At 71.1% G+C, this 24880-nt stretch carries 22 protein-coding genes and 1 pseudogene; 13 read left to right on the top strand and 10 right to left on the bottom strand.

The window, feature by feature from the left end; all coding sequences use genetic code 11:
• Positions 1-316 precede the first annotated feature (316 nt).
• Positions 317-1468 (top strand): hypothetical protein, encoded by a 1152-nt coding sequence (locus ABZ823_RS16765; RefSeq protein ID WP_361659971.1) that lies wholly within the window; start codon positions 317-319, stop codon positions 1466-1468.
• Positions 1469-1809: 341 nt separating this feature from the next.
• Here ABZ823_RS16765 and ABZ823_RS16770 read toward each other — a convergent pair whose 3' ends face one another.
• The 5 genes from ABZ823_RS16770 to ABZ823_RS16790 form a co-directional block, all read right to left on the bottom strand.
• Positions 1810-2352, bottom strand: coding sequence for a YbaK/EbsC family protein (locus ABZ823_RS16770; RefSeq protein WP_361659974.1), 543 nt, complete (start codon positions 2350-2352; stop codon positions 1810-1812).
• A 72-nt stretch (positions 2353-2424) separates the two neighbouring features.
• Positions 2425-4092, bottom strand: a complete 1668-nt coding sequence (locus ABZ823_RS16775; RefSeq protein WP_361659977.1) for a penicillin-binding transpeptidase domain-containing protein — start codon at positions 4090-4092, stop codon at positions 2425-2427.
• 95 nt (positions 4093-4187) lie between these two features.
• The gene (locus ABZ823_RS16780; protein WP_361659981.1) at positions 4188-5822 is read right to left on the bottom strand and encodes a penicillin-binding transpeptidase domain-containing protein; all 1635 of its coding nucleotides are present in this window, start codon (positions 5820-5822) and stop codon (positions 4188-4190) included.
• A gap of 192 nt (positions 5823-6014) precedes the next feature.
• The gene (locus tag ABZ823_RS16785) at positions 6015-6626 is read right to left on the bottom strand and encodes a hypothetical protein (RefSeq protein ID WP_361659984.1); all 612 of its coding nucleotides are present in this window, start codon (positions 6624-6626) and stop codon (positions 6015-6017) included.
• A complete protein-coding gene (locus ABZ823_RS16790; RefSeq protein ID WP_361659987.1) occupies positions 6623-7090 on the bottom strand; it encodes a hypothetical protein in 468 nt (155 codons plus the stop codon). Before ABZ823_RS16790 ends, ABZ823_RS16785 begins: the two co-directional genes overlap by 4 nt.
• Before the next feature lie 77 nt (positions 7091-7167).
• On the opposite strand from ABZ823_RS16790, the gene ABZ823_RS16795 reads away from it, so the two are divergent.
• Entirely contained in the window at positions 7168-7293 is a 126-nt protein-coding gene (locus ABZ823_RS16795) for a hypothetical protein (protein ID WP_361659990.1), read from the top strand.
• 152 nt (positions 7294-7445) lie between these two features.
• On the opposite strand, the pseudogene ABZ823_RS16800 reads toward ABZ823_RS16795, so the two are convergent.
• Positions 7446-7638: pseudogene (locus tag ABZ823_RS16800) on the bottom strand (IS1380 family transposase); the annotation flags it as partial.
• A gap of 326 nt (positions 7639-7964) precedes the next feature.
• Positions 7965-9704: a phospholipid carrier-dependent glycosyltransferase gene (locus ABZ823_RS16805; protein ID WP_361659993.1), complete on the bottom strand. Its 1740-nt coding sequence runs from the start codon at positions 9702-9704 to the stop codon at positions 7965-7967.
• 62 nt (positions 9705-9766) lie between these two features.
• Between ABZ823_RS16805 and rsmI the strand changes: the two genes are divergently transcribed.
• The 8 genes from rsmI (at position 9767) to ABZ823_RS16845 (ending at position 18747) form a co-directional block, all read left to right on the top strand.
• Positions 9767-10639: a 16S rRNA (cytidine(1402)-2'-O)-methyltransferase gene (gene rsmI / locus ABZ823_RS16810; RefSeq protein WP_361659996.1), complete on the top strand. Its 873-nt coding sequence runs from the start codon at positions 9767-9769 to the stop codon at positions 10637-10639.
• A gap of 326 nt (positions 10640-10965) precedes the next feature.
• Positions 10966-11424 (top strand): hypothetical protein, encoded by a 459-nt coding sequence (locus tag ABZ823_RS16815; RefSeq protein WP_361659999.1) that lies wholly within the window; start codon positions 10966-10968, stop codon positions 11422-11424.
• A 76-nt stretch (positions 11425-11500) separates the two neighbouring features.
• Positions 11501-12412 carry a TatD family hydrolase gene (locus ABZ823_RS16820; RefSeq protein WP_361660001.1) on the top strand — a complete coding sequence of 304 codons (912 nt, stop codon included), beginning with the start codon at positions 11501-11503 and terminating at the stop codon, positions 12410-12412.
• A 148-nt stretch (positions 12413-12560) separates the two neighbouring features.
• Positions 12561-13928 (top strand): ubiquitin-like domain-containing protein, encoded by a 1368-nt coding sequence (locus ABZ823_RS16825; protein WP_361660004.1) that lies wholly within the window; start codon positions 12561-12563, stop codon positions 13926-13928.
• A gap of 60 nt (positions 13929-13988) precedes the next feature.
• Positions 13989-14915: a 16S rRNA (adenine(1518)-N(6)/adenine(1519)-N(6))-dimethyltransferase RsmA gene (gene rsmA, locus ABZ823_RS16830; protein ID WP_361660007.1), complete on the top strand. Its 927-nt coding sequence runs from the start codon at positions 13989-13991 to the stop codon at positions 14913-14915.
• Entirely contained in the window at positions 14916-15809 is an 894-nt protein-coding gene (locus ABZ823_RS16835; protein ID WP_361660010.1) for a 4-(cytidine 5'-diphospho)-2-C-methyl-D-erythritol kinase, read from the top strand.
• Between the two features lie 156 nt (positions 15810-15965).
• A complete protein-coding gene (locus ABZ823_RS16840; RefSeq protein WP_361660013.1) occupies positions 15966-17768 on the top strand; it encodes an ABC-F family ATP-binding cassette domain-containing protein in 1803 nt (600 codons plus the stop codon).
• 271 nt (positions 17769-18039) lie between these two features.
• The gene (locus ABZ823_RS16845; RefSeq protein WP_361660015.1) at positions 18040-18747 is read left to right on the top strand and encodes a LuxR C-terminal-related transcriptional regulator; all 708 of its coding nucleotides are present in this window, start codon (positions 18040-18042) and stop codon (positions 18745-18747) included.
• 65 nt (positions 18748-18812) lie between these two features.
• Here ABZ823_RS16845 and ABZ823_RS16850 read toward each other — a convergent pair whose 3' ends face one another.
• Positions 18813-19121 (bottom strand): hypothetical protein, encoded by a 309-nt coding sequence (locus ABZ823_RS16850; RefSeq protein WP_361660018.1) that lies wholly within the window; start codon positions 19119-19121, stop codon positions 18813-18815.
• 21 nt (positions 19122-19142) lie between these two features.
• A complete protein-coding gene (locus ABZ823_RS16855) occupies positions 19143-20879 on the bottom strand; it encodes a sodium:solute symporter family protein (RefSeq protein WP_361660021.1) in 1737 nt (578 codons plus the stop codon).
• A 202-nt stretch (positions 20880-21081) separates the two neighbouring features.
• Between ABZ823_RS16855 and galT the strand changes: the two genes are divergently transcribed.
• The 3 genes from galT to galK are packed head-to-tail and all read left to right on the top strand — an operon-like array spanning position 21082 to position 24260.
• On the top strand, positions 21082-22152 hold the full coding sequence (gene galT / locus ABZ823_RS16860; protein WP_361660024.1) for a galactose-1-phosphate uridylyltransferase: 1071 nt from the start codon (positions 21082-21084) through the stop codon (positions 22150-22152).
• Positions 22149-23117, top strand: coding sequence for a UDP-glucose 4-epimerase GalE (gene galE, locus ABZ823_RS16865; RefSeq protein ID WP_361660027.1), 969 nt, complete (start codon positions 22149-22151; stop codon positions 23115-23117). The genes galT and galE overlap by 4 nt, the downstream gene beginning before the upstream one ends.
• The gene (gene galK, locus ABZ823_RS16870) at positions 23118-24260 is read left to right on the top strand and encodes a galactokinase (protein WP_361660030.1); all 1143 of its coding nucleotides are present in this window, start codon (positions 23118-23120) and stop codon (positions 24258-24260) included.
• Here galK and ABZ823_RS16875 read toward each other — a convergent pair.
• Positions 24202-24708 (bottom strand): bifunctional GNAT family N-acetyltransferase/serine/threonine-protein kinase, encoded by a 507-nt coding sequence (locus ABZ823_RS16875; protein ID WP_361660341.1) that lies wholly within the window; start codon positions 24706-24708, stop codon positions 24202-24204. The genes galK and ABZ823_RS16875 overlap by 59 nt on opposite strands.
• Positions 24709-24880: the final 172 nt, after the last annotated feature.

Here is a 24880-nt window from a genome sequence, read left to right on the forward strand (position 1 = left end):
GCGCCTACCCGTACGCCAACGCCGACCACCTGCACGAGCGCACCCGAAACGGCTTGCAGCTCATCACCCACGATCCCCTGACGTCCCCGCGAACGCTCACGGGAGTCCGCCTCACGACCCTGCCACCGCGGAGCCCCGGTCGCCACGGGCCGCTTTTCGCCCGCCGTCGGGCGGGCGCGCTTCCCGGGTCGGCCCACGGCCGTCGCGCTGCGGTTGCCGCTGCCTCGCCCACCTCGTTAGCTGGAACGAAGGCCGAGGCCCATCGGGCGGCGAGGCCCATCGGGCGGCGAGGCTCATGGAGCGGCGAGGAGCGGCGATGATCACGCAAGAGCAGCTCGAGCGAATCCTGCGGCTGAGTGGCAACGGAATCCCATTGGTCTCCCTGTACGTCCCGGTGAACCCCGGCAGGCCCGATCGCCGCGAGTTCGACAGCCGCGTATCGAGCCTGCTGGACCGCATCCGGCCGCTCGCGGAAGACCGTTCGGCCGGGCACGACGTGAGGCTCTCGCTGCGCGAGGACATCGCGAGGATCGAGAAGACCCTCGGTGAGGAGCCCCTCCGGCCGGGCGCCGTCGCGGTCTTCTCCTGCGGCGGCCGCGACATCTACGAACAGGTGTGGCTGCCCCGCAGGACGCACGATCGCGTCGTGGTGGACGCCGATCCCTACGTCCGGCCCCTGCTGGGCGTGCTCGACGAGTACTACCGCTGCTGCGCCGCGGTCGTGGACAGGAGAGTGGGCCAGGTTTGGGAGTACTACCTCGACGAGGTCCGCGAGCTCGAGGCGATCCGCGACCGTGTGCTGCCCAAACACGGCTACGCCGACGAGTACGCCGAGTACCGCGTCCGCAACAAGGCGGACGAGCTGAGCAAGAAGCACTACCGGCGGCTGGTCGGCGAACTCAAGCAACTGTTCGCGAGCGGGGGCTACGACCTGCTCGCCGTCGGCGGTCAGGCGCACGAGGTGCCGGCCTTCGTCGACTTCCTGCCGCGTGAGCTGAAGGACCGGCTCGTCGGGACCTTCACCCTCGACCGGGAGAGCGCGACGCCCGAGGACATCCGGCAGAAGGTGGGGGAGCTCGTCTCCGAGCACGCGGACCAGGAGCAGCGGCGGCTCGTCGGCGAGATTCTGGAGGCCAAGGCGGCCGGGAGGCCCGCCGCCGTGGGGCTCGACGAGACACTGTGGGCGGCGACCCTGGCCGCGATCCGGACGCTGGCGGTGGACGGGCAGGCCGCCGTTCCCGGCGGCGTCTGCGACCGGGACGGACTGCTGTCGCGGTCGGGGAAGACCTGCCCGCTCTGCGGGGAGCCGTTGCGCGAGGTGCCCGACGTGATCGACGAGCTGGCCGAGAGCGTCATCGATGACGGGGGCGAGGTACGGCACGTGGACGCGGAGACGGAGCTGCGCACGCAGCAGGCCGGGGCCTTGCTGCGGTTCGAACTCCCCCCGCAGCCGACTGCCGCGTCATAATTCGCCCGACTCTCTTGACTATGCCGTAAAAGGCGACAATGGTGGCAAATAGGACCGGTCAACCACGACAGGGCTCCTCCGCGGAGTACCTGTCGGGCACCGGCCAGGTCCCCGGCGATTTCTGAGAGATGCGAAAGTGTTGATCGGGACTTTCCGGGGACCGCCTGTGCCTACGGACACCTCCACGGGCCATGACCTGGCTCGACCGGCGAGCAGCCCGGCCGCCGCGATCCGCGGGAGGCCGAACCGCTCCTCGAAGAACACCGCGCCGACGATGATCGAGCGTCACCCAGCGCGGTGACGGACGCGGTTTCGCAGGACCGCTGCGGTGACGGCGGGCGTCACGCGGATCGCTCGCGCACGTCCACCAGGGTGGCGCCCGCGTGGGCGATCAGGGTCTTCGGGTCCATCGGGAACACGGTGTGCGGGGTGCCGGCGGCGGCCCAGACGGTGTCGTGGGCGAGCAGCGCACGGTCGGCGAGCACGTGCGTCCTCGTACGGTGCCCGAACGGCGGCACACCGCCGATCGCGTACCCGGTGGTCTCCCGCACGACGTCGGCTCCCGCCCGGGTGACCTTCTCCGCCCCAAGCTCCTCCCGGACGCGCTCTACGTCCACCCGGGAGGCGCCGTCCATGAGCACCAGCACCGGCACGCCGTCCCCGGGCCCCCCATCCCCCTCCAGCAGGGGCGACCCCCATGCCGCGAAGATCAACGACTTGCAGATCTGGCTGAGCCGGCAGCCGATCGCGGCGGCGGCCTCGGCCGCGGTACGGGTCGCGTCAGGGAAGCGGCGGATCTCGGTGTGGAGGTCACCGAGCCCCAGCGTTTCGAGGGCTGCGGCGAAACGGGGGTGGGCCCCGGAGCCGTCTGTGGTCGTCGTCATGAACGGAACGCTAGCGGCGCGTGTACGTCACAGGCGACCGGGTTACGCGGCGACCCGGTCGACTGCCGTGCGTCAGCTCCCCGCCCGCAGCAGCGTCGCCACGATCGGGCCCGCCGAGTCACCGCCGTGGCCGCCGGCCTGGACCACGCCCGCGGCCGCCAGGTCGCCCTTCCAGGCGGTGAACCAGCCGTTGGGCTCCTTCTGGCCGTCGACCTCCGCCGACCCCGTCTTCGCGCCGAAGTCCGGGCCCAGGCCCGCCATCGCCTTGGCGGCCGTACCCGCCGAGGCGGTGTACTGCAGGACCTCCTTCAACTGGGCCTGCGTGGAAGCCGACATGGTGCGGGTCGCCTTCGCCGTCGTGCGGTTGTCCACCGACGGGGAGACCAGGTACGGCTGGTGGAACGCGCCCGTCTTCGCCGTCGAGACCACCGAGGCCATGTTCAGCGGGTTCATCCGCACGCCGCCCTGGCCGATCAGCGATGCCGCCATCTGGGCCGCGCTCTGCACCGGGACCGTGCCGTCGAAGGACGGGACGCCGATCGCCCAGTTGTTCATGCTCAGGCCGTAGATCTGCTGGGCCACCCGGGTGAGGTCGTCGTTGTGCAGCTTCTTCGCCTGGCTGATGAAGGCCGTGTTGCAGGACGCCGCGAAACTCGCCTTGAACGTGCCGTTCTTGATCTCGAACTTGTTGTCGTTCTGGAACTTCCAGCCGCCGTACGTCACGTACTTGGGGCACGGGTGCGGCTTGTCAGCCTTCGCCAGGTCCTTCTCGAACAGCAGCGTCGACGTCACGATCTTCATCGTGGAGCCCGGGGCGAGCGAGCCCTGGAAGGCCACGTTGAAGCCATGGCCCGAGTTCGCCACCGCCAGGATCTCGCCCGTGGAGGGGCGCATGACGACGACGGACGCCTTGGACTTGTCCGCCACCTGCTGCTCGGCCTTGGCCTGGAGCGTCGGGCTCAGCGTGGTCTTCACGGTGCCCGGTGTGCCCTCGCTCAGCGTCACCACGGTCTTGTCGGGGGTCTTCTGGGTGCCCTTGGCCGCCGGCTTGCGCACGATGCGCAGCTCGATGCCCGCCTTCCCCCCGGCCTTCTCGCCGTACTTCTCCCGCAGGCCGTCCAGCACGGTGCCCAGCGAGGGGTACTCCGCGGTCGTCAGCTCGCCGCCGTCGCGGTCCAGTGCCTTGATGGGCGGCGTGCCCGCCTCACCCGTCACCAGGCTGTCGCCCTCGGCCAGGTCCGGGTGCACCACCGACGACTGCCACCGCACCCGGGGCGCGCCGTCCTCGGTCCGGCGTACGACCGTCAGCTTCGTCGCGTACGCCAGGGGCTTGCTCTTTCCCTGGTACGACACCGTCGCCTTGACGGAGAAGGGGACCGACGCCCCGGACGGTGTGCCGGGGGTCAGCGTCACGCCGGTGATGTGGGCGTCCTTGCGGTAGCCCGTCAGGGTTTTTGTCGCGGCCGACGCGTCGTCCGTGGCGGCCGCCGCCTTGGTGACGTCGCCCTGCTGCCAGGCCGTGAGGAACGCCCTGGCCGTCGTCCGGACCTCGGACGCGGACAACGGGCCGCTCTTCACAGGCTTGTGGTGGGACGCCGTCGTACGGTCGTCGGCCGCGGCGCCGCCGCCCAGCAGGCTGTAGGCGCCGACCGCCCCGCCCACACCGGCGACGGCGATCAGTGCTCCGATCACCAGCGGACGGCCATTCCTCCGCTCGGTGACGCGTCTTCTCTTGCCCACTGCTCCCGATCCTCCGCAGTCCCCGGGTCCCCCCGTGCCCTCACGCTCCCCAACGAGGACAACCACACTAGAGCTCCGGGGTGACAAGGGTGACGTCAGCCTCCGGTTCGTAGCACAGCTGCGACGATCGGCCCCGCCGCGTCGCCGCCGTGCCCGCCCTCCTGGGTCATGGCCGCCGCCGCGATGTCGCCCCGGTAGCCGGTGAACCAGCTGTTGGACTTCGTCTGCCCGTCGACCTCCGCGGACCCCGTCTTCGCGCCGATGTCCCCGCCGAGCCCGGACATCGCGGGCGCGGCCGTGCCCTGGGTCGCCGTCAGCCGCATCATCGTCCGCAGTTGGGCCACCGTGCCCGACGACAGGCCCCTGGCGGTGGCGAGTTGACGGCCGTCCAGCTTCGGGGAGACGAGGTAGGGCTGGCGGAACGTACCCGTGATGGCGGTGGCCGTGACCGACGCCATGTTCAGCGGGCTCATCTGGACCTGGCCCTGGCCGATGGCGTTGGCCGCGCGGTCCGGGCCGGTGGAGGCGGGGATGCTGCCGTCGAACGAGACGACGCCGGTCTTCCAGTTGTTCCGCCCGAGACCGAAGCGCTGCTCCGCCTCGGCCGTCAGGGAGGCGTCCGTGAGCGGCTTCTCGTCGATCAGCTTCACGAACGCCGTGTTGCACGACCGCATGAAGCTGTCGGCGAGGCTCGCGTGCTCATTGGCTGTCAGGCCCTTGAGGTTGGAGAACGTCTGGCTCTGCCAGGTGGCCGTCGAAGTACAGGGTGCCGGACCGTTCATCGTGGTGACACCGTTGTCGATGAGCATCGCCGACGTGATGATCTTCATGGTGGAGCCGGGTGCGAGTCGCCCTTCGAAGGCCGCGTTGAACTCGTCCTGGCGGTGGTTGGCGACCGCGAGTACCTCGCCGGTGCTCGGCTGCACCGCCACCACCGAGGACTCCGGGTACTGCCGCACGGCCCGTTCGGCCGCCGCCTGCGCGCTTGCGCGGAGCGTGGTGTGCAGCTTGCCGGGAGTGCCCTTGGCGAGCGTGAGCAGGGTCTTGCCGGGCGTGGCCGCGTCGGCGCGCTCCACGGAGAGTTCGATGCCCGGCTTCCCGCCGACCTTGTCCCCGTACTTCTCGCGCAGCGCGTCCAGGACCGGGCCGAGGGACGGGTACTTCTCCGCGGTCAGCACCACGCCGTCACGGTCCACCGCCTCGATCGGCGGGACCTTGGCCTCACCGGTGACGAGTGTGTCGCCCTTCTCCAGGGCGGGGTACACGAGCGACGGCTGCCAGTCGACCAGCGCGCGGCCGGTGGTCACCCCGCGGACGACGGTCAGCTCACTGTCGTAGGCGAGCGGCTTGGACACCCCCCCGTACGACACCGTCGCCCTGACGGAGAACGGCACCGAGTCCCCGCTGCGCCGCCCCGGCGTGATGTGCACCGCGGTGATGTGCGCGCCGCCGCCGTACGCGGCCAGCAACTGCCCGGCGCTCTGCGCGTCGTTGGTGTACGAGGCCGCGGTGGACGCGTCGCCCTTCGCCCAGGCGGCGAGGAACTTGGCACTCGCCTCCTTGACCTCGTCCGCGGACGGAGGACCGGTCTTCACGGCCGCGGGCGAGCCGACGTGGCTCGCCGAACTTCCGTCAAGCGCGGACAGCACGTTGTACGCCCCGTACCCGGCGCCCCCCACCATCACCACGAACACCCCGCCGACTATGGCGGCTTTGGCCCCCTTGCGCATGGCGCGCTCCCCCTTTTTCCCCGTGTATGCCGCACTGTAGGCACTCCAGGGGACGGCTGGGACCGATGTGTTCGTTTGTTGTCCGAAGAGTGATCAGAAGCCTGCCCGAATCCGACCTAAACCCAGGTATCCAGCCACATCCGTGAACGCCAGGAGTCGATTGCCGGACGGCGCTGTCGTTGAGGTACAGCTCTACCAGTCGGTCAGGTCTACCAGGACATCGCAGTGCGGGTCGTCCGGGGCCGGCTGGTGGCGCTCCTCTTCCTCGATGAGGGTGGGGAGCGAGGCGATCAGCGCGGTAGGCGTGTCGGTCAGGCGGATGTCGGCGCCGATGATGCCTGAGTGGCCGGGGCGCTGTACGTACAGGCGCAGGAGGCTGTTGCCTTGCATCAGGAAGCCGATCAGGAAGGGGTTCTCGTGGTCACCGGGGTCAGACAGGGCGCGTAGGACGGTCAGCGCCTGACCCTGTTCGGGCTCCGGATCCCAGGTGATCTCCTCTGGGCGTAGGCGGATGAGCGTCATCCCCATGGCTTCGCTGACGTCGCCGCTGCCGTAGATCTGGGTTCCGGCCAGGACGGTGCGCAGGATGCCGGGAACGTAGGCGGGAGCCACCGTGTCGTTGGGGATTTCGTAGAGGAAGGTCATGCCGGTCTCGTCGTCTCCGGCATGGATGGCGATCCGTACGGCGCCGGGGGCGGGCAGGACTCCGCGCAGGGGGCAGCCTTCGGCGATGGGTGCGTTCAGGTAGTACAACAGCAGGCGGCTGACGGCCGCCTGCTGTTCTCGGTCTTCAAGATCCGTCACTGGTTCATCCACGCGGGGCACTTGTTCTGCGGTTGATTGCGGCAGAAGGCGTTGATGACGCCGATCTTCTGTCCCCTGCCGGCGTCGTATCTTCCGTCCTTGGTCTTGCGCGCGTACTGGACGATGACGACGAACTTGACCTGCGCCGGTCGAGGGCCGGTCCTGATGGCGACGCCATCGTACTCCAGACGCCCGTGGTGGTCGTCGCGGTCGACTTTGTCCCGGAGGGCCGCGTCAAGGATCGAACATTTGCGGATGTTGTGGCGGTGGGTGAAGTGGTTCCAGCCGAACTCGCTATTGCCGTACCGGGTGACTATCTTGCGTCCGTCACGGTCGGTCGACTGGCAGTGGACTCTCTTGTCCCAGGGGTGTGGTTGGACCGGAAGCGGCCGGGCCTGCGCGGTGCCGGACAGCAGGGTCGCAGTGGTCAGGACTGTGGCTGCTAACGCGGTGACCTTCTTCACGATGGCGATCACACCATGGTGGGAATCTCTCGAACAGGTGACTCTGAGACGAACTAGCGTTCCGTATGAGTCAGTGGATGAACCTTGCTCGGGGCACGGCGCTCGGAAGCCGCGAACGTGTCTCGTACGCGAACAAGATCGCGTTGTCCAGCAGTGCCCCCGACCAGACGCTGCTCTGGACTACCAGCCTCGATCTTGCGTGACGGTCTGTCGACGGGGTCGGCAGACCCTTTTGCGATGGCCGGTGGGTGAGGGGCAGGCGGGTGGCCCGGCTGACGTGTCGGGTGGGCGCCGGGTTCCACTGCTCCGGGTCGGTGGTGCTGCTCGTTGGGACGGGGAGTCTGCTGGTCAGCCGGGGGTTGGGGAGTTGGGCGCGCCGGTCGGGGGCGGCGGTGATGTGGCTGACGGGCGAGGCGGAGAATCCGCCGGTGGCCGGTGGTGGCGAGTTGTCCGGCAGCGGTGAACAGGCGGAGCCGCAGGCGGCGGGGCTTCCAGCATCTGGCCTTGCCGGTCAGCGCGAGCATCGGCATCCAGGCCAAGAGGTCCAGCGTTGGTCGCTTGGTACCTGGGAGCGAGGGCGGGCACCCCTCCGCCTTGGGCGGGCCGGGTCAGAGGCCCCGCTCCCGACAGCCATGTCACCTGAACGGCGCAACATGAGTCGCAGGGACTGTGCCGACCCGTCGGACGCCCTAGACCCCACCCGATCCCGGCCTCGGTCCGAGACCGGTTGGCGCGTGGCAAGTCGAGGCTCTGCCGGCCGCCGGAGCCGGGCCGTCTCTGGGCCGTCCGAGGGCGGCCAACAGCACCCGCTAACGACCAACAACGACCACGAGGGCGCCGCCGACCGCCGCGCCCTCGTCGTGCGTCTTCCCAGCTAGACCCAGGTGTCCAGCCACATCCGCGACCGCCACGAGTCGATCGGGATGGCCGTGCCGGTGTAGATGGGCCAGAAGTAGATGAAGTTCCAGGCGATCAGCAGCACCAGGACGCCCGCGCCCGCCGCTCCCACGACACGGCGGCGTTCGTCCGAGCCGGGCGGGCCGAGGATGGCGCCGATCATCATGGCCACCGCCAGGCACAGGAACGGGACGAAGACGACCGCGTAGAAGTAGAAGATCGTGCGCTCCTGGTACAGGAACCAGGGCAGGTAGCCGGCCGCGATGCCGCAGGCGATCGCGCCGGCCCGCCAGTCGCGGCGGAACACCCAGCGCCACAGCACGTACAGGATCGCGAAGCAGGCCGCCCACCACAGCAGCGGGGTGCCGAGCGCGAGGACCTCGCGGGCGCACTTCCCGCCCGCGTCCGAGGGGCAGCCGGACCGGCCGGGCGAGGGGGACTCGTAGAAGTACGAGACCGGGCGGCCCACCACGATCCAGCTCCACGGGTTCGACTGGTACGTGTGCGGGGACGACAGGCCGACGTGGAAGAGGTAGACCTCGTGCTCGTAGTGCCACAGGCTGCGCAGCCAGTCAGGCAGGAACGTCCAGGTGCCGCCCTTGCCGTCGGTCGCCGCCCAGTTGCGGAAGTAGCCGCCCGAGCCGTCGGTGGGGGAGAGGATCCAGCCGATCCACGAGGTCACGTACACCACCAACGCCACCGGGACCGTCGCCAGGAACGTGATGCCCGTGTCGCGCTTCAGGACCGTGGTGTACGGGCGCCGGGCGCCCGCCACCCGGCGCGCGCCCACGTCCCACAGCACCGCCATCACGCAGAAGGCCGCCAGGATGTAGAGGCCGTTCCACTTGGTGCCGATGGCGAGGCCGAGCAGCAGGCCCGCCGCCCAGCGCCAGGGGCGCCATCCCAGGCGGGTGCTCTCGGCGGTGTGCGCGTCGGGACGCACCCGGCCGTCGGAGTCCCCTGGGAGCGCGGCCGCCAGTTTCGCGCGCGCCCGGTCGCGGTCGACGAGCAGACAGCCGAAGGCCGCGAGGACGAAGAACTCCAGGACGCCGTCGAGGAGCGAGGTGCGGCTCATCACGAACTGCAGTCCGTCCACCGCCATCAGCGCACCCGCCAGGCAGCCGAGGAAGGTCGAGCGGAACAGGCGGCGGCCGATGCGGCACAGCAGCAGCACCGACAGCGTGCCCAGCAGCGCTGTCATGAAGCGCCAGCCGAAGGGATCGAACCCGAAGATCAGCTCACCGAGGCCGATGACGTACTTGCCGACCGGCGGATGCACCACGTACGCGGCGTCCGTGGGCACTGTCACATGGCCGCTGTGCTGGAGGATCAGGTCGTTGGCGTCCTTGGCCCAGTTCGCCTCGTACCCGTTGTGGACGAGCGCCCAGGCGTCCTTGGCGTAGTACGTCTCGTCGAATATCACCGCCCTGGGACTGCCCAGGTTCCAGAAGCGCATCAGCCCGGCCATGAGCGTCACCAGCAGCGGTCCGCCCCACGCCGACCAGCGCACGACGCGGTCGACGACCTCCCCGCGCAGGCCGAGCGCCGCCCGGATGCGCGGGCTGGGCTCGCTGTACGGCGGCACCAGCCGGTCGCGGACGTCGCTTGTCGGGGGCGCCGCGTATCCGAAACGGCGCAGCCGCTGCTGCCATGTCGGCCGCTGGTCTGCGGTGGCCTGGCCCTGCCGGGTGTCCGTGGAGGACGCGGTACTGGTCACCGCGCCATCGTAGGGAACACGTCTGTGTGAGTCCCGCGCATGGCGCCTGCGAGGATGGAAACGTGACAGTAACGCCCGGAACCCTGGTCCTCGCCGGCACCCCGATCGGGGACATCGCGGACGCGCCGCCGCGGCTCGCCGAGGAGCTGGCCACCGCCGATGTGATCGCCGCCGAGGACACCCGGCGGCTGCGCCGGCTCACCCAGGCGCTGGGGGTGCAGCCCGCCGGGCGCGTCGTTTCCTACTTCGAGGGCAACGAGTCCGCCCGCACCCCGGAGCTGGTCGAGGCGCTGACCGGCGGGGCGCGTGTGCTGCTCGTCACGGACGCGGGGATGCCCTCGGTGTCCGACCCCGGCTACCGGCTGGTCGCGGCCGCCGTGGAGAAGGACGTCCGGGTCACCGCCGTGCCCGGTCCCTCCGCCGTGCTCACCGCGCTCGCGCTGTCCGGGCTGCCCGTGGACCGCTTCTGCTTCGAGGGATTCCTGCCGCGCAAGGCGGGCGAGCGGCTGTCGCGGCTGCGCGAGGTGGCCGGCGAGCGGCGCACCCTCGTCTACTTCGAGGCACCGCACCGGCTCGAGGCCACCCTCGCCGCCATGGCCGAGGCGTTCGGCGCCGGGCGCAGGGCCGCCGTCTGCCGTGAGCTGACGAAGACCTACGAGGAGGTCAGGCGCGGTCCGCTGGGCGAGCTGGCGCAGTGGGCCGCCGAGGGCGTCCGGGGCGAGATCACCGTCGTCGTGGAGGGCGCCGGCGAGCAGGCCACCGAGGAACTGGACGCCGCCGAGCTGGTGCGCCGGGTCCGGGTGCGGGAGGAGGCGGGGGAGCGCCGCAAGGACGCGATCGCGGCGGTGGCCGCCGCGGCGGGCCTGCCGAAGCGGGAGGTCTTCGACGCGGTGGTGGCCGCGAAGAACGCGGGCGGGGCGCCACCCGCCCGGTGAGCGGTCGCCCCCGGGAGGCCGAAGACGGTGGTCCCTGAGCGCTCGCACCCTTTCTGAGCAGGGATCATCTCCCGTGAGCCTTGCCCCATGGCCGGGCAAAGGGCTGTCGTCGAAGGCAAAGCCGTAACGCCACCATCCGGGGCACTTTGGCAAGCACCGTCCAAAATCGCTTCCAACACTCGACAGGCCTTGATGCCTTCGCGCGGGCGGAGGCGTCCACTGGGGGCAGGGACGTACCCGTCCCTCGCCCACCGTGGGAACCCGCGGGGTTCCGGGGGGAATCCCGCCCCACCGGGGCGCTTGTCCAGCGGACAAGAGGAGCTGGCATGAGTGAGATCGCAGGGCGGACCGGCCAGGTAGCGGCGGCCGGTGACGTCACCGGGCAGTACGACCGGGTCGCGGCGAGCGCCGTCGTCCACGAGTCCTATTCGTTCGCCTGTATGCGGTGCGGACACGGCTGGGAGCAGTCGTACGAGATAGAGCACCACCTTGACGGCGACGGCAAGGAGTTCGTCGTATACGTGGCGGGCGGCCGCGTGGTGCCTTCGCCGCTGAGCCGTCCCGCCTGCCTGAACTGCGACAGCCATGTGGTGCGCATCATGCGCCCCGGCCAGGTGTCCTCCGCGCAGAACTCCCTGCACCGGCACCACCGCCCGGCGTCGCGGGCGGTCGGGAAGGACCTCGACGAGCCCCGGACGCAGCCGGCGGAGCGCGAGGAGCGCCACCAGCACCACTGGCACCTGTCCGACCTGCTGCACCCGTTCCACCACCGCAAGGCGGTGTGAGCCGACGCCGCACGGCGGGCGAGTCCGGGCGGGCGGCCCTTTCCGGGGTGGCGTGCCCCTTTCGTAGGATCGGGGCATGCCTTCCCCCGCGTCCGACAAGCACGCCCCGCCCCCGCTTCCCGAGCCCCTCGGCGTCTCCGTCGCCGACTCGCACACCCACCTCGACATGCAGTCCGGCACCGTCGAGGAGAGCCTCGCCAAGGCGGCGGCGGTCGGCGTGACGACGGTCGTCCAGGTCGGCTGCGACGTGCGGGGCTCCCGCTGGGCCGCCGAGACGGCAGCGGCGTACGAAGCCGTGCACGCGGCCGTGGCCCTGCACCCGAACGAGGCCCCCCGGATCGTGCACGGCGATCCCGAGGGCACCTCCCAGCCCTCTGGGACGGGGGGAGGCCGGTCCCGGCACGGCACGCGTGAGCCGGGCGGGGACGCCGCCCTGGACGAGGCCCTCGCCGAGATCGACCGCCTCGCCGCGCTGCCGCAGGTCAAGGGCGTCGGGGAGACCGGCCTCGACTACTTCCGCACCGGGGCCGAGGGCAAGGACGCCCAGGAGCGGTCCTTCCGCGCCCACATCGAGATCGCCAAGCGGCACGGCAAGGCGCTGGTCATCCACGACCGGGACGCGCACGCCGACGTGCTGCGCATCCTCAAGGAGGAGGGCGCGCCGGAGCGGACCGTCTTCCACTGCTACTCGGGCGACGCGGCGATGGCCGAGGTCTGCGCGCGCGCCGGGTACTTCATGTCGTTCGCCGGCAATGTGACCTTCAAGAACGCACAGCCGCTGCGCGACGCGCTCGCCGTGGCCCCTCTGGATCTCGTCCTGGTGGAGACCGACGCGCCCTTCCTGACGCCCGCGCCGTACCGCGGTCGGCCCAACGCGCCGTATCTCGTTCCGGTCACGGTCCGGGCGATGGCCGCGGTGCGGGGCATCGAGGAGGACGCGCTGGCCCTGGCCCTCGCGGACAACACGGCACGCGCCTTCGGCTACTGACTCCCGGCCCCCGGCGAGGGCCGCACGGCGGTTCGCAGGGCCCCGCCCGTGGGCGTGTCGCGACACCGCGTGACGGCGTTGCTTTGGAGAGTGACGGCCGGCCGCTAGGTTGGTCGCCCGTTTCGGACCTTCTCTGGAGCGTGTCGTCGTGAGCAACCGGCAGTACCCGCCGTACGGGACGTACGGCCCGAGACCGGAGTACGAGGACCACGAGCCGTACGGCCGGATGTACCAGGACACCTACCGGCCCGCGTACGAGGCGCGGGCCCGCGCGGCCCGCGCCAGACAGGCCCCGGCACCGCTGCCGCGCCGGCAGACGGAGGCCCCGGGTCCGCTGCCGCGCCGGCAGACGGAGGACGCCCCGCGTGCCTGGGGCCGCACCCGGGCCCGACACGCGGCGCGCCGCCGCAAAGGCGGCGCGCGCACTCACCCGGTGCGCCGTCTCCTCCCGCAGGCGCTGGTGGTCGCCTTCCTCGCCGGGGGCACCACCGCGTTCATCGCCAAGGACAAGGCCATCGAGCTGACCGTGGAGGGCAGGCACCGCACCCTGCACACGTTCGCCGACGACGTGGGTGAACTGCTCGCGCAGGAGGGGGTGGCGGTGGGCGCACACGATGTCGTCGCGCCCTCGCCCGGCACACGGCTCACCAGCGGCGAAGAGGTCGCGGTGCACTACGGACGCCCGGTGCGCCTCACCCTCGACGGGCACCGGCGGGTGGTGTGGACGACGGCGCGCACGGTGGACGGCGCGCTCCAGCAGCTCGGGGTGCGCGCCGAAGGAGCGTACGTCTCGGCCTCGCGTTCGCTGCACATCCGTCGCGAAGGGCTCGCGCTGGACGTCCGCACCGAGCGCACGGTGACGGTCATGGCGGACGGGCGGCCGCGCACGATCCGCACGAACGCGGCGACCGTCGAAGAGGCCGTCGAACAGGCCGGGATCACCCTGCGCGGGGAGGACACGACGTCCGTGGCCCCGGACAGCTTCCCCGTCGACGGGCAGACGGTGACCGTGCTGCGGGTGCGGGGCTCGAAGGAGGTCCGCGAGGAGGCGATCCCGTTCGCCGTGCGCCGCACCAAGGACCCGACCCTGCTCCGGGGCACCGTGCTCGTGGCGCGCGCCGGACAGCCGGGCACCCGCCGGGTCACCTACGCCCTGCGCTCCGTCAACGGCGTCCAGCAAAGGCCCCGCCGCATCAGGGCCGAGGTGGTGCAGCGGCCCACGGCCCAGCTGGTCCGGGTGGGCACCAGGCCGCGCCCGGAGTCGGTGGCGGGCGCGGAGGGCCTCGACTGGAACGGGCTCGCGCACTGCGAGTCCAGGGGCCGGGCGCGCGCGGTGGACCCGTCCGGCACCTACGGGGGCCTCTACCAGTTCGACCGGCGCACCTGGCGCAGCGTCGGCGGCTCCGGCCGACCGCAGGACGCCCCGGCGGAGGAGCAGACCTACCGCGCGAAGAAGCTGTACGTGCGCCACGGCACCAGTCCCTGGCCGCACTGCGGGTCACGGCTGTACAGGTGAGCGGGGCGGGTGGGGCCGACGCGGACACGGGCGCCCCGCGCCGCCCCGTACCCTTGGTCCGTGAGCAGCTCCACCCCCGACGCCCTGCTGGGCCCCGCCGACATCCGTGAGCTGGCGGCGGCCCTCGGCGTACGCCCCACCAAACAACGCGGCCAGAACTTCGTCATCGACGCCAACACGGTGCGGCGCATCGTGCGCACCGCCGACGTGCGCACCGACGACGTGGTGGTGGAGGTGGGGCCGGGTCTCGGCTCCCTCACACTCGCGCTGCTGGAGGTCGCCGAGCGGGTCACCGCCGTCGAGATCGACGACGTGCTGGCCGGGGCGCTGCCCGCGACGATCGCCTCGCGGATGCCCGGGCGCGCCGAGCGGTTCGCGCTGGTGCACTCCGACGCGCTGCATGTGCGGGAGCTGCCGGGCCCCGCGCCCACCGCGCTCGTCGCGAACCTGCCGTACAACGTCGCCGTCCCCGTGCTCCTGCACATGCTCGACACCTTCCCGAGCATCGAGCGGACGCTCGTGATGGTGCAGTCCGAGGTCGCGGACCGGCTGGCCGCCGCGCCCGGCAACAAGGTGTACGGAGTGCCGTCCGTGAAGGCCAACTGGTACGCCGACGTCAAACGCGCCGGAGCCATCGGGCGCAATGTCTTCTGGCCCGCGCCCAACGTCGACAGTGGGCTCGTCTCGCTGGTCCGGCGGGCGGAGCCGGTCAAGACCACCGCGTCCAAGGCGGAGGTGTTCACGGTGGTGGACGCGGCGTTCGCGCAGCGGCGCAAGACGCTGCGGGCGGCGCTCGCCGGCTGGGCGGGTTCGGCCGCCGCGGCCGAGGCCGCGCTCGTCGCCGCCGGCATCTCGCCGCAGGCGCGCGGCGAGTCCCTGACGGTCGAGGACTTCGCGCGCATCGCGGAGGCCGCCGCACCGCGGGCGGCACAGCATCAGACGGCCGCTGCGCGGCGGGCCGCATCCCCCACGGAGGAGTCCGAGTAAGTGAGCGTGACGGTACGCGTCCCCGCCAAGGTCAACGTCCAGCTCGCGGTGGGCGCCGCCCGCCCCGACGGCTTCCACGACCTGGCCAATGTCTTCCTGGCCGTCGGCCTGTACGACGAGATCACGGTGGCCCCGGCCGACGAACTGCGTCTCACCTGCTCGGGGCCGGACGCCGCGCAGGTGCCCCTGGACGTCACGAACCTGGCGGCGCGGGCGGCGCTGGCGCTCGCCGAGCGGTACGGCCGCAGGCCTGATGTCCACCTCCACATCGCCAAGGACATCCCGGTCGCGGGCGGTATGGCGGGCGGCAGCGCGGACGGCGCCGGGGCGCTGGTGGCGTGCGACGCGCTGTGGGGCACGGGCGCCTCGCGCGAGGAACTCCTCGGCATCTGCGCCGAGCTGGGCAGCGATGTGCCGTTCAGCCTGGTGGGCGGGGCGGCGCTGGGCACCGGGCGGGGCGAGAGACTCACGGCGCTGGAGGTCGGCGGGACGTTTCACTGGGTGTTCGCGAGGGCGGGCCGGGGGCTGTCGACTCCGGCGGTGTTCCGGGAGTTCGACCGTCTGAACGAGGGCGTAGGGATCCCGGAGCCCGTCGCCTCGCAGGATCTGCTCGACGCGCTGGCGAAGGGTGACGCGGACGCGCTCGCGGCGGCAGTCTCCAACGATCTCCAGCCCGCAGCGCTGTCGCTGTTCCCGGAGCTGGCGGACACCCTGGCCGCGGGCCGGGCGGCGGGCGCGCTCGCGGGGCTGGTGTCGGGGTCGGGGCCGACGACGGCGTTCCTCGCGCGGGACGCCTCCGGTGCGCAGGAGATCGCGCAGGCGCTGACGGCCTCCGGCACATGCGGGTCGGCGCGGGTGGCCGTGTCACCGGTGCCGGGGGCGACCGTGCTCTGACCCGGCTGCTCGCAGCCGGCCAAGTCCCGGTACTCGGTCCCCGTGCGGCCGTTCCCCGATCGTGGCATCACAAGGAGTGACGACCCCTCGCGCGTCGCCACCTCCCGCGGAGGCCCTACGCTTGAAGGCTGACCGTCCCCCGTGCGCAGGAGTGAAATGGCCGTCAACCTGGTCAATGTCGAGAACGTCAGCAAGGTGTACGGCACCCGTGCCCTGCTCGACGGTGTCTCGCTCGGCGTGTCCGAAGGGGACCGGATCGGAGTCGTCGGGCGCAACGGCGACGGCAAGACCACCCTGATCCGGATGCTGGCCAAGCTGGAGGAGGCCGATTCCGGCCGTGTCACCCACTCCGGCGGGCTGCGCCTCGGCGTGCTCACCCAGCACGACTCCCTCGACCCCGCCGCCACCGTCCGGCACGAGGTCATCCGGGACATGGCCGACCACGAGTGGGCGGGCAACGCCAAGATCCGGGACGTGCTCACCGGTCTGTTCGGCGGGCTCGACCTGCCCGGCTTCCCGCAGGGACTCGACACCGTCATCGGCCCCCTGTCCGGCGGCGAGCGGCGCCGTATCGCGCTGGCCAAGCTGCTGATCGCCGAGCAGGACCTGATCGTCCTCGACGAGCCCACCAACCACCTCGACGTCGAGGGCATCGCCTGGCTCGCGAACCACCTGCGCGAGCGCCGCTCCGCGCTGGTGTGCGTCACCCACGACCGGTGGTTCCTGGACCAGGTGTGCACCCGGATGTGGGACGTCCAGCGGGGCACGGTCCACGAGTACGAGGGCGGCTACTCCGACTACGTCTTCGCCCGTGCCGAGCGTGAGCGCATCGCCGCCTCCGAGGAGGCCAAGCGGCAGAACCTGGTCAGGAAGGAGCTGGCCTGGCTGCGGCGCGGCGCGCCCGCCCGGACCTCCAAGCCCCGCTTCCGTGTCGAGGCCGCCAACGATCTGATCAAGGACGTGCCGCCGCCCCGGGACAGCAGCGAGCTGATGAAGTTCGCCTCGTCCCGGCTCGGGAAGACCGTCTTCGACCTCGAGGACGTCACGGTGCAGGCCGGACCCAAGGTGCTGCTCAAGCACGTCACCTGGCAGCTCGGCCCCGGCGACCGCATCGGCCTGGTCGGGGTGAACGGCGCCGGCAAGACCTCCCTGCTGCGTGCGCTGGCCGACGCCTCGCGCAGCCAGGGGGAGGAGCAGCCCGCCGGCGGCCGGATCGTCGTAGGAAAGACCGTCAAGCTCGCCTATCTGTCGCAGGAGGTCGCCGAGCTCGACCCGAGCTGGCGGGTCCTGGAGGCCGTGCAGCGCGTGCGGGAGCGGGTCGATCTCGGCAAGGGGCGCGAGATGACCGCGGGGCAGCTCTGCGAGACCTTCGGCTTCACCAAGGAGAAGCAGTGGACGCCGGTGGGGGACCTGTCCGGCGGTGAGCGCAGGCGGCTGCAACTGCTGCGCCTGCTCATGAGCGAGCCGAACGTGCTGTTCCTCGACGAGCCCACCAACGACCTCGACATCGAGACCCTCACCCAGCTCGAGGACGTGCTCGACGGCTGGCCCGGCTCCATGATCGTGATCTCTCACGACCGGTTCTTCGTGGAGCGCACGACCGACAGGGTGTACGCCCTCCTCGGCGACTCCACGCTGCGGATGCTGCCGCGCGGCATCGACGAGTACCTGGAGCGGCGTCACCGTATGGAGGAAGCCGCCGCGGCGGCGGCCCCGGCGCCCGTAGCCGCGAAGCCCGCCGTCTCGGCCGCCGACGCACGCGCGGCCAAGAAGGAACTCCAGCGGATCGAGCGGCAGTTGGACAAGCTCTCCGAGCGCGAGGCCAAGCTCCACGCGCAGATCGCCGAGCATGCGACGGACTTCGGGAAGGTGGCCGGGCTGGACGCCGAACTGCGGGAGATCGTCGGCGAGCGCGAGGAGCTGGAGCTGCGCTGGCTGGAACTCGCCGAGGACGCCTAGGGGGTTTCAGGCGCGAAGGAGCGCGCGGGCGCGCTCGGTCAGGGCCTCGCTCCTGTTCAGGGGCGGGGCCTTGCACGTACCCCTCATCAGGCGCGAATGCGCTGGATTTCGGAAATGCGGGGCGCTTCTCACCAGTAAGGGAAGCGCGACGTCGAACAAGCGTGTAGCTTCCGGGGGCATGGAGGGCGGGGGTGCGCCGGGGGACCTCTGTCCGTGCGGGCCGGTGGGCATCCATAGTGGGCATCCATGGGGGGGACTGGGGGGTTGCTCGATGGGAGTGCGGCTCATGGTGGTCGACGACCACCGACTGCTCGCCGAGGCACTGGCCTCGGCGCTGAAACTGCGGGGGCACCGGGTCCTCGCCGCGGCGGCACCCGCCGCGGGCGCGGCGGAACTGGTGATCACCAGGGCACCCGAGGTGTGCCTGCTGGGCACGGCGACACCCGCCGAGCCCGGGGTCTTCGACCCGGTGGTGCGCATCAAGCGGGAGCGTCCGCAGGTGGCGGTGCTGGTGCTCGGGCCGGTACCGAACCCGCGGGGCATCGCGGCGGCGTTCGCCGCCGGCGCCGCGGGCTACGTACGCCACGACGAGCGCATCGAGGGCGTCGAGCGGGCGATCATGAAGGCGCGGGCGGGGGAGGCGGCAGTGGCGCCGCAGCTGCTGCAGGGCGCGTTCAGCGAGCTGCTCAACCCGGCGGCGCAGCCGGACGACGAGGGTCAGCGCCTGTTGCAGATGCTCACCCCGCGCGAGGTGGAGGTGCTGGTGCGGGTCGCGGACGGTGAGGACACCCGGCTGATCGCGGCCGGTATGGGCATAGCTCCCTCGACGGCCCGCACCCACGTTCAGCGGGTCCTGATGAAACTGGGCGTCGGCTCCCGTCTGGAGGCGGCGGCCCTCGCGGCGCGAACCGGCCTGCTGGACCGGGCGGGCCCCCGGCCGCCCGCCTCACCGCAGACGGGTTCCGGGGCCCCTCAGTAGTACGGGCCCCTGGACAGGAGCGGACGGGGCCGGGGTCCCGAAGGAACCCCGGCCGGCCGCCCCTGTCACTCGGACGTCTTCTCCTGGGCCGGCGGCGGGGTCGGCGGGGCCGCCGGGCGCAGCTTGAGCCAGAGCAGGAAGAGCAGGCCGAGCAGCAGCATGCCCAGGCCGGTCCACAGGTTGATGTTGACGCCCTGAGCCTTGGCGATCTCGGCGTCGGAGGCCGTGAAGCCCGCGATCATGACGATGACGCCGTAGACGACGAACAGGCCGCCGATGATGCGGCGCAGGTCGAAGATGCGGGCCGCGGTCGCGGACTTGGACTCCAGCTCGGTGACTTCGCGCTGGACCTCGTGCTCGGAGTACTCGGACATGGTCTCTCCATCCTCCCGCGGTCAGAACGAGAACGGGATGTAGCAGGCGGCGGCGAGGACGACCGCGCCCCAGCCCAGCAGGGCCGGCTTGCGGTACCAGGCGTCGTCGCCCGTGGCGGGGGGCTCGGCCATGCCGGGGATCGGGGTCCCCCCGGTCGAGCGAGACCGAGACTGGGGGAGGGTGCCGTACACCAGTCCCTGGAGGCTCTGCTCCGGCTTGGGCGCGGTGAACAGCGACACCGCCACCATGACGACTCCACCGGCCACGAAACCGGCGATCGCGGAGACGAAGTTGGCGCCCTGGTCGGAGGGGATGCCGATGATGCCGTGCTTGTAGACGACGAAGTAGTTCACCATCGCGGTCACCGTGCCGGCGAGCAGGCCCCAGAAGCCGGACTTGGCGGACGCGCGCTTCCAGAACATGCCGACGATGAAGACGGCGAACATCGGCACGTTGAAGAAGGAGAACAGCGTCTGAAGGTAGCTCATGATGTTCGAGAACGAGGACGCCAGGAACGCCGTGCCGACCGACGCCAGCACGCCGATCGCCGTGATCAGGCGGCCGAACCGCACGTAGTACGCGTCCTCACGGTCCTTGACCACGTACTTCGCCCAGATGTCGTTGGTGAACACCGTGTTGAAGGACGAGACGTTGGCCGCCATGCCGGCCATGAAGGCGGCGAGCAGGCCGGTGACCGCGATGCCGAGCACGCCGTTGGGCAGCAGCTCCTGCATCAGGTAGGGAATCGCGTCGTTGTACTGGAGGCCGGAGCCGGGGGTGCCGATCTTGGGGACGAGGGCGGCGGCGACCAGGCCCGGGATCATCACCAGGAACACGATGAAGATCTTCGGGTACGCGGCGATCAGCGGGGTGCGCTGGGCGGCGGAGAGGTTCTTCGCGGACAGGGCGCGCTGCACCTCGGCGAAGTTGGTCGTCCAGTAGCCGAAGGACAGCACGAAGCCGAGGCCGAGGACGATCGTCAGCCAGTTCGCGCCGAGCGGGTTGGCGTGGCCGATGCCCGTGCCGCCCCATGCGGTGACGAAGTCGTGGCCATGGGTCGCGCTGAGCTTGTCGGTCAGTCCGCCCCAGCCGCCGACCTTCTTCAGGCCGAGCACGGTGATGGGGATGAGGGCCGCGAGGATCACGAAGAACTGGAGTACCTCGTTGTAGATCGCGGACGACAGGCCGCCGAGGGTGATGTAGGCGAGGACGAAGAAGCCGGCGACCACGATCGCCACCCACTGGGGCCAGCCGAGCAGGGCCTCGACGACGATCGCGAGGGCGTAGAGGTTCACACCGGCGATCAGGATGGCGGCGAACGCGAACAGCACGGAACTGAGCAGGTGGGCCGACCTGTCGAAGCGGAGCAGCAGGAACTCGGGGACCGAGCGGACCTTGGAGCCGTAGTAGAAGGGCATCATCACCAGGCCCAGGAACACCATGGCGGGGATGGCGCCGATCCAGTACCAGTGCACGGTGTAGGCGCCGTACTGGGCGCTGTTGGCGGCCATGCCGAGGATCTCGGTGGCGGCCAGGTTCGCCGAGATGAACGCCAGACCGGTGATCCAGGCGGGCAGGGAGCGCCCGGAGAGGAAGAAGTCGAGGCTGGTCTTCACGGAGCGGCGGGCGGCGAAGCCGATGCCCAGGACGACGGCGAAGTAGATCCCGAGGATCGTGTAGTCGAGGCCGTTGGTCGGGAGCCGTAGACCGGCCGCGAGGACTGTGGGGCCTACGGCCGCGGGTGTGGGGGTCTGCATGATCACTCGCTTCGTTGCGTGAACCAATCAGTGCGGAACCTACGCCTCGGCGTTCGATATTTGAACAGTTGTGGTGATGCTCTTTGTTGGATTGTGATGTTGACTGCCGTGGTCGGTCGTGGTTTGTTGTGTTGGGTTATGTTTGAAGGGCGGATCCGGAGTGGATGAGGAGTCCGGCAGTGCAGCAGAAAGGCAAGGCGTCGTGAAGAAGACCCCGACCCGGCTGGCCGACGGTCGTGAACTCATCTACTACGACCTGCGCGACGACGCCGTGCGCGACGCGGTGGACCGCCGCCCGCTGGAGCGGACCGTCACGACCTCCGAGATCCGCCGCGACGTGCTGCTCGGCGACTCGGTCGCCGTCGCCTCGCACCGCCAGGGCCGCACCTACCTCCCCCCGGCCGACGAGTGCCCCCTGTGCCCCTCGCGGGGAGACCGGCTGAGCGAGATCCCGGACTCCTCGTACGACGTCGTCGTCTTCGAGAACCGCTTCCCCTCGCTGGCCGGCGACTCCGGGCGCTGCGAGGTCGTCTGCTTCACCTCCGACCACAACGCCTCCTTCGCCGACCTGTCCGAGGAGCAGGCGCGGCTGGTCCTGGACGCCTGGACCGACCGCACCGCGGAGCTGTCCCACCTGCCCGCGGTCGAGCAGGTCTTCTGCTTCGAGAACCGCGGCCAGGAGATCGGCGTGACCCTCGGCCACCCGCACGGCCAGATCTACGCGTACCCCTTCACCACTCCGCGCACCGCCCTCATGCTCCGTTCGCTGGCCGCCCACAAGGAGGCCAACGGCGGCGAGAACCTGTTCGACGCCGTCCTGGAGCGCGAGCTGGCCGGCCGGCGGGTCGTCCTGCGTGCCGAACACTGGGTCGCCTTCGTCCCCTACGCGGCACACTGGCCGTACGAGGTCCACCTCTATCCCCGGCGCCGCGTACCGGACCTGCTCGCACTGGACGAGGCCGCCCGCACAGAGTTCCCCCAGGTCTATCTGGAACTCTTGAGGCGCTTCGACCGGATCTTCGGTGACCGGGAGGCTCCGACGCCCTACATCGCCGCCTGGCACCAGGCGCCGTTCGGCGCGATGGAGAAGTTCGACGAAGGCGCAGCCCTCAGCCGTGACGACTTCGCTCTCCACCTCGAGCTTTTCACCATTCGCCGCACTTCCGGCAAGCTGAAGTTCCTCGCAGGTTCCGAGTCCGGCATGAACGTGTTCATCAACGACGTGCCGCCGGAAGCTGCGGCCCAGCGACTGCGAGAGGTAGCGAGTTCATGAGCGGGAAGTATCTGGTCACCGGCGGCGCGGGCTATGTCGGCAGCGTGGTCGCGCAGCACCTGCTGGAGGCGGGCCACGAGGTCGTCGTTCTCGACAACCTCTCCACCGGCTTCCGCGAGGGCGTGCCGGCGGGCGCTTCCTTCATCGAGGGCGACATCCGCGACGCCGCCAAGTGGCTGGACCCCTCCTTCGACGCGGTCCTGCACTTCGCCGCGTTCTCGCAGGTCGGCGAGTCCGTCGTGAAGCCGGAGAAGTACTGGGACAACAACGTCGGCGGCACCATGGCGCTGCTCGCCGCGATGCGCGAGGCGGGCGTGCGCAAGCTCGTCTTCTCCTCCACCGCGGCGACCTACGGCGAGCCGGTCAGCACCCCGATCACCGAGACCGACCCGACCGCGCCGACCTCCCCCTACGGCGCCTCCAAGCTCGCCGTCGACCACATGATCAGCGGTGAGGCGGCCGCGCACGGCCTGGGCGCGGTCTCCCTGCGCTACTTCAACGTGGCGGGCGCCTACGGCAGCTGCGGCGAGCGCCACGACCCGGAGTCCCACCTGATCCCGCTCGTCCTCCAGGTCGCGCAGGGCAGGCGGGAGGCCATCTCGGTCTTCGGCGACGACTACCCGACCCCGGACGGCACCTGCGTCCGCGACTACATCCACGTCGCGGACCTCGCCGAGGCCCACCTGCTGGCCCTGGACGCCGCCACCCCCGGCGAGCACCTGATCTGCAACCTCGGCAACGGCAACGGCTTCTCCGTGCGGGAGGTCATCGAGACCGTGCGCCAGGTCACCGGACACCCGATCCCCGAGGTGGTGGCCCCCCGCCGGGGCGGCGACCCGGCGGTCCTGGTCGCCTCCGCGGCCACGGCCCGCGAGCGGCTCGGCTGGAACCCGTCCCGCGCGGACCTCGCGGGCATCGTCGCGGATGCCTGGGAGTTCGCACAGAACATCGCAAGGGAGCAGTAGGTGGGCGTACGCGAGGGCTTCGCGCAGCTGTACGGGACGGCTCCCGAGGGCGTCTGGTCGGCACCCGGCCGGGTCAACCTGATCGGCGAGTACACGGACTTCAACGAGGGGTTCGTGATGCCGTTCGCCCTCCCGCACACCGCGGTCGCGGCGGTCTCGCGCCGCACCGACGGCGTGCTGCGGCTGCACTCGGCGGACATCGAGGGCCCGGTCGTCGAACTGCACGTCGACGAGCTCCGGCCGCTGACGGACACCGGCTGGGCCGCCTACCCGGCGGGTGTCGTCTGGGTGCTGCGCGAGGCGGGCCACCCGATCACCGGCGCCGACCTCCATCTGTCCTCCACGGTGCCGACGGGCGCGGGACTGTCGTCGTCGGCGGCGCTGGAGGTGGTCACCGCCCTCGCGCTGAACGACCTGTACGGGCTCGGCCTGACGCGCCCCGAGCTGGCGAAGCTCGCCCAGCGCGCCGAGAACGACTTCGTGGGCGTGCCGTGCGGCGTCATGGACCAGATGGCGTCGGCGTGCTCCACGGAGGGCCACGCCCTGCACCTGGACTGCCGCGACCTGGCTCTCCGTCAGATTCCCTTCGACCTCGCCGCCCAGGACCTCGCGCTGCTCGTCGTCGACACCCGCGTGAAGCACGCGCTGGGCGACGGGGCGTACGCCGAGCGGCGCGAGGGGTGCGAGGAGGGCGCACGGCAGCTCGGGGTCTCGCATCTGCGGGACGTCGCATACGAGGACCTTCAGGGCGCGCTCGCCCGCCTGTCGGACGAGCGGGTGCGCCGCTATGTGCGCCATGTGGTCTCGGACGACCACCGCGTCGGCCGGGTAGTCGCCCTGCTGGACGCGGGGGACGTCCGGGCGATCGGACCGGTGCTGACGGAGGGCCATGTCTCCCTGCGGGACGACCTGCGCATCTCCTGCCCGGAGCTGGACCTGGTGGTGGACACCGCGAACGCGTCCGGCGCGCTGGGCGCCCGGATGACGGGCGGCGGCTTCGGCGGCTCGGCGATCGTCCTGATGGAGGCCGCTGACGCGGACACGGTCACGAAGGCGATCGAGGAGGCGTTCGGCACCGCCGGTTTCACGGCGCCCCGGGTGTTCCCGGCGGTGCCGTCGGCAGGGGCCCGGCAGCTCGGCTGAGCCTCTTGGTCAGCGTGTACTCCGTGATCCCCGGCGGATAGTCGGGGATCACGCACACCACCTCATAGCCCTGCTTCTTGTAGAACTCCGGGGCCTGGAAGTCCCAGGTCTCCAGGCGCGCGGCCATGCAGCCGCGCTCCTCGCGCGCAACGCGCTCCGCCCGAGCGAGCAGACGCGTGCCAAGGCCCGTGCCGCGGTGGCGGCCGTCCACCCACAGATAGGCCACGTACAGCCAGCTCGCCCAGGTGTGGCCGACCAGTCCGCCCGCCAGATCCCCCGCCGTGTCGAGCGCCCAGACGTGCAGCGGGACTTCGCGCTCCCCCGGCGTTCCGCGCAGCGCGCGCAGCACCGGCGAGGCCGCCGTGTTCGCCTCCAGCAGCCGAGCGCGGAGCAGATCCCGCCGTTCCTTGTCGACTTCTGTCTCGATACGAAACATGCGGCACACCATAAACGCCCTGGCCAACCAGTTCTGCAAAATTCCTTCCCCTCAAGGCCGACGGCCCTACCCTGTGAACAGCACCGGTGGGGGCCGGTGCTGATCAGGGGGCGAAACAGTCGGGTACGACGCCCGGGGTGGGGGTAGCAGTTCCAGCATGGCGGCGGCCGTGCGGCTGCGGTGC

The organism is Streptomyces sp. NPDC047079 (genome assembly GCF_040643755.1).
Classification (GTDB): Bacteria; Actinomycetota; Actinomycetes; order Streptomycetales; family Streptomycetaceae; genus Streptomyces.

Bases quoted from the DNA above. Each gene is read 5' to 3' on its own strand.
- ABZ823_RS16765 (WP_361659971.1), top strand. From the start codon at position 317: ATGATCACGCAAGAGCAGCTCGAGCGAATCCTGCGGCTGAGTGGCAAC.
- ABZ823_RS16770 (WP_361659974.1), bottom strand. From the start codon at position 2,352: ATGACGACGACCACAGACGGCTCCGGGGCCCACCCCCGTTTCGCCGCA.
- ABZ823_RS16780 (WP_361659981.1), bottom strand. From the start codon at position 5,822: ATGCGCAAGGGGGCCAAAGCCGCCATAGTCGGCGGGGTGTTCGTGGTG.
- ABZ823_RS16795 (WP_361659990.1), top strand. From the start codon at position 7,168: ATGAACCTTGCTCGGGGCACGGCGCTCGGAAGCCGCGAACGTGTCTCG.
- ABZ823_RS16815 (WP_361659999.1), top strand. From the start codon at position 10,966: ATGAGTGAGATCGCAGGGCGGACCGGCCAGGTAGCGGCGGCCGGTGAC.
- ABZ823_RS16820 (WP_361660001.1), top strand. From the start codon at position 11,501: ATGCCTTCCCCCGCGTCCGACAAGCACGCCCCGCCCCCGCTTCCCGAG.
- ABZ823_RS16840 (WP_361660013.1), top strand. From the start codon at position 15,966: ATGGCCGTCAACCTGGTCAATGTCGAGAACGTCAGCAAGGTGTACGGC.
- ABZ823_RS16845 (WP_361660015.1), top strand. From the start codon at position 18,040: ATGGGAGTGCGGCTCATGGTGGTCGACGACCACCGACTGCTCGCCGAG.
- ABZ823_RS16850 (WP_361660018.1), bottom strand. From the start codon at position 19,121: ATGTCCGAGTACTCCGAGCACGAGGTCCAGCGCGAAGTCACCGAGCTG.
- ABZ823_RS16855 (WP_361660021.1), bottom strand. From the start codon at position 20,879: ATGCAGACCCCCACACCCGCGGCCGTAGGCCCCACAGTCCTCGCGGCC.
- galE (WP_361660027.1), top strand. From the start codon at position 22,149: ATGAGCGGGAAGTATCTGGTCACCGGCGGCGCGGGCTATGTCGGCAGC.
- ABZ823_RS16875 (WP_361660341.1), bottom strand. From the start codon at position 24,708: ATGGTGTGCCGCATGTTTCGTATCGAGACAGAAGTCGACAAGGAACGG.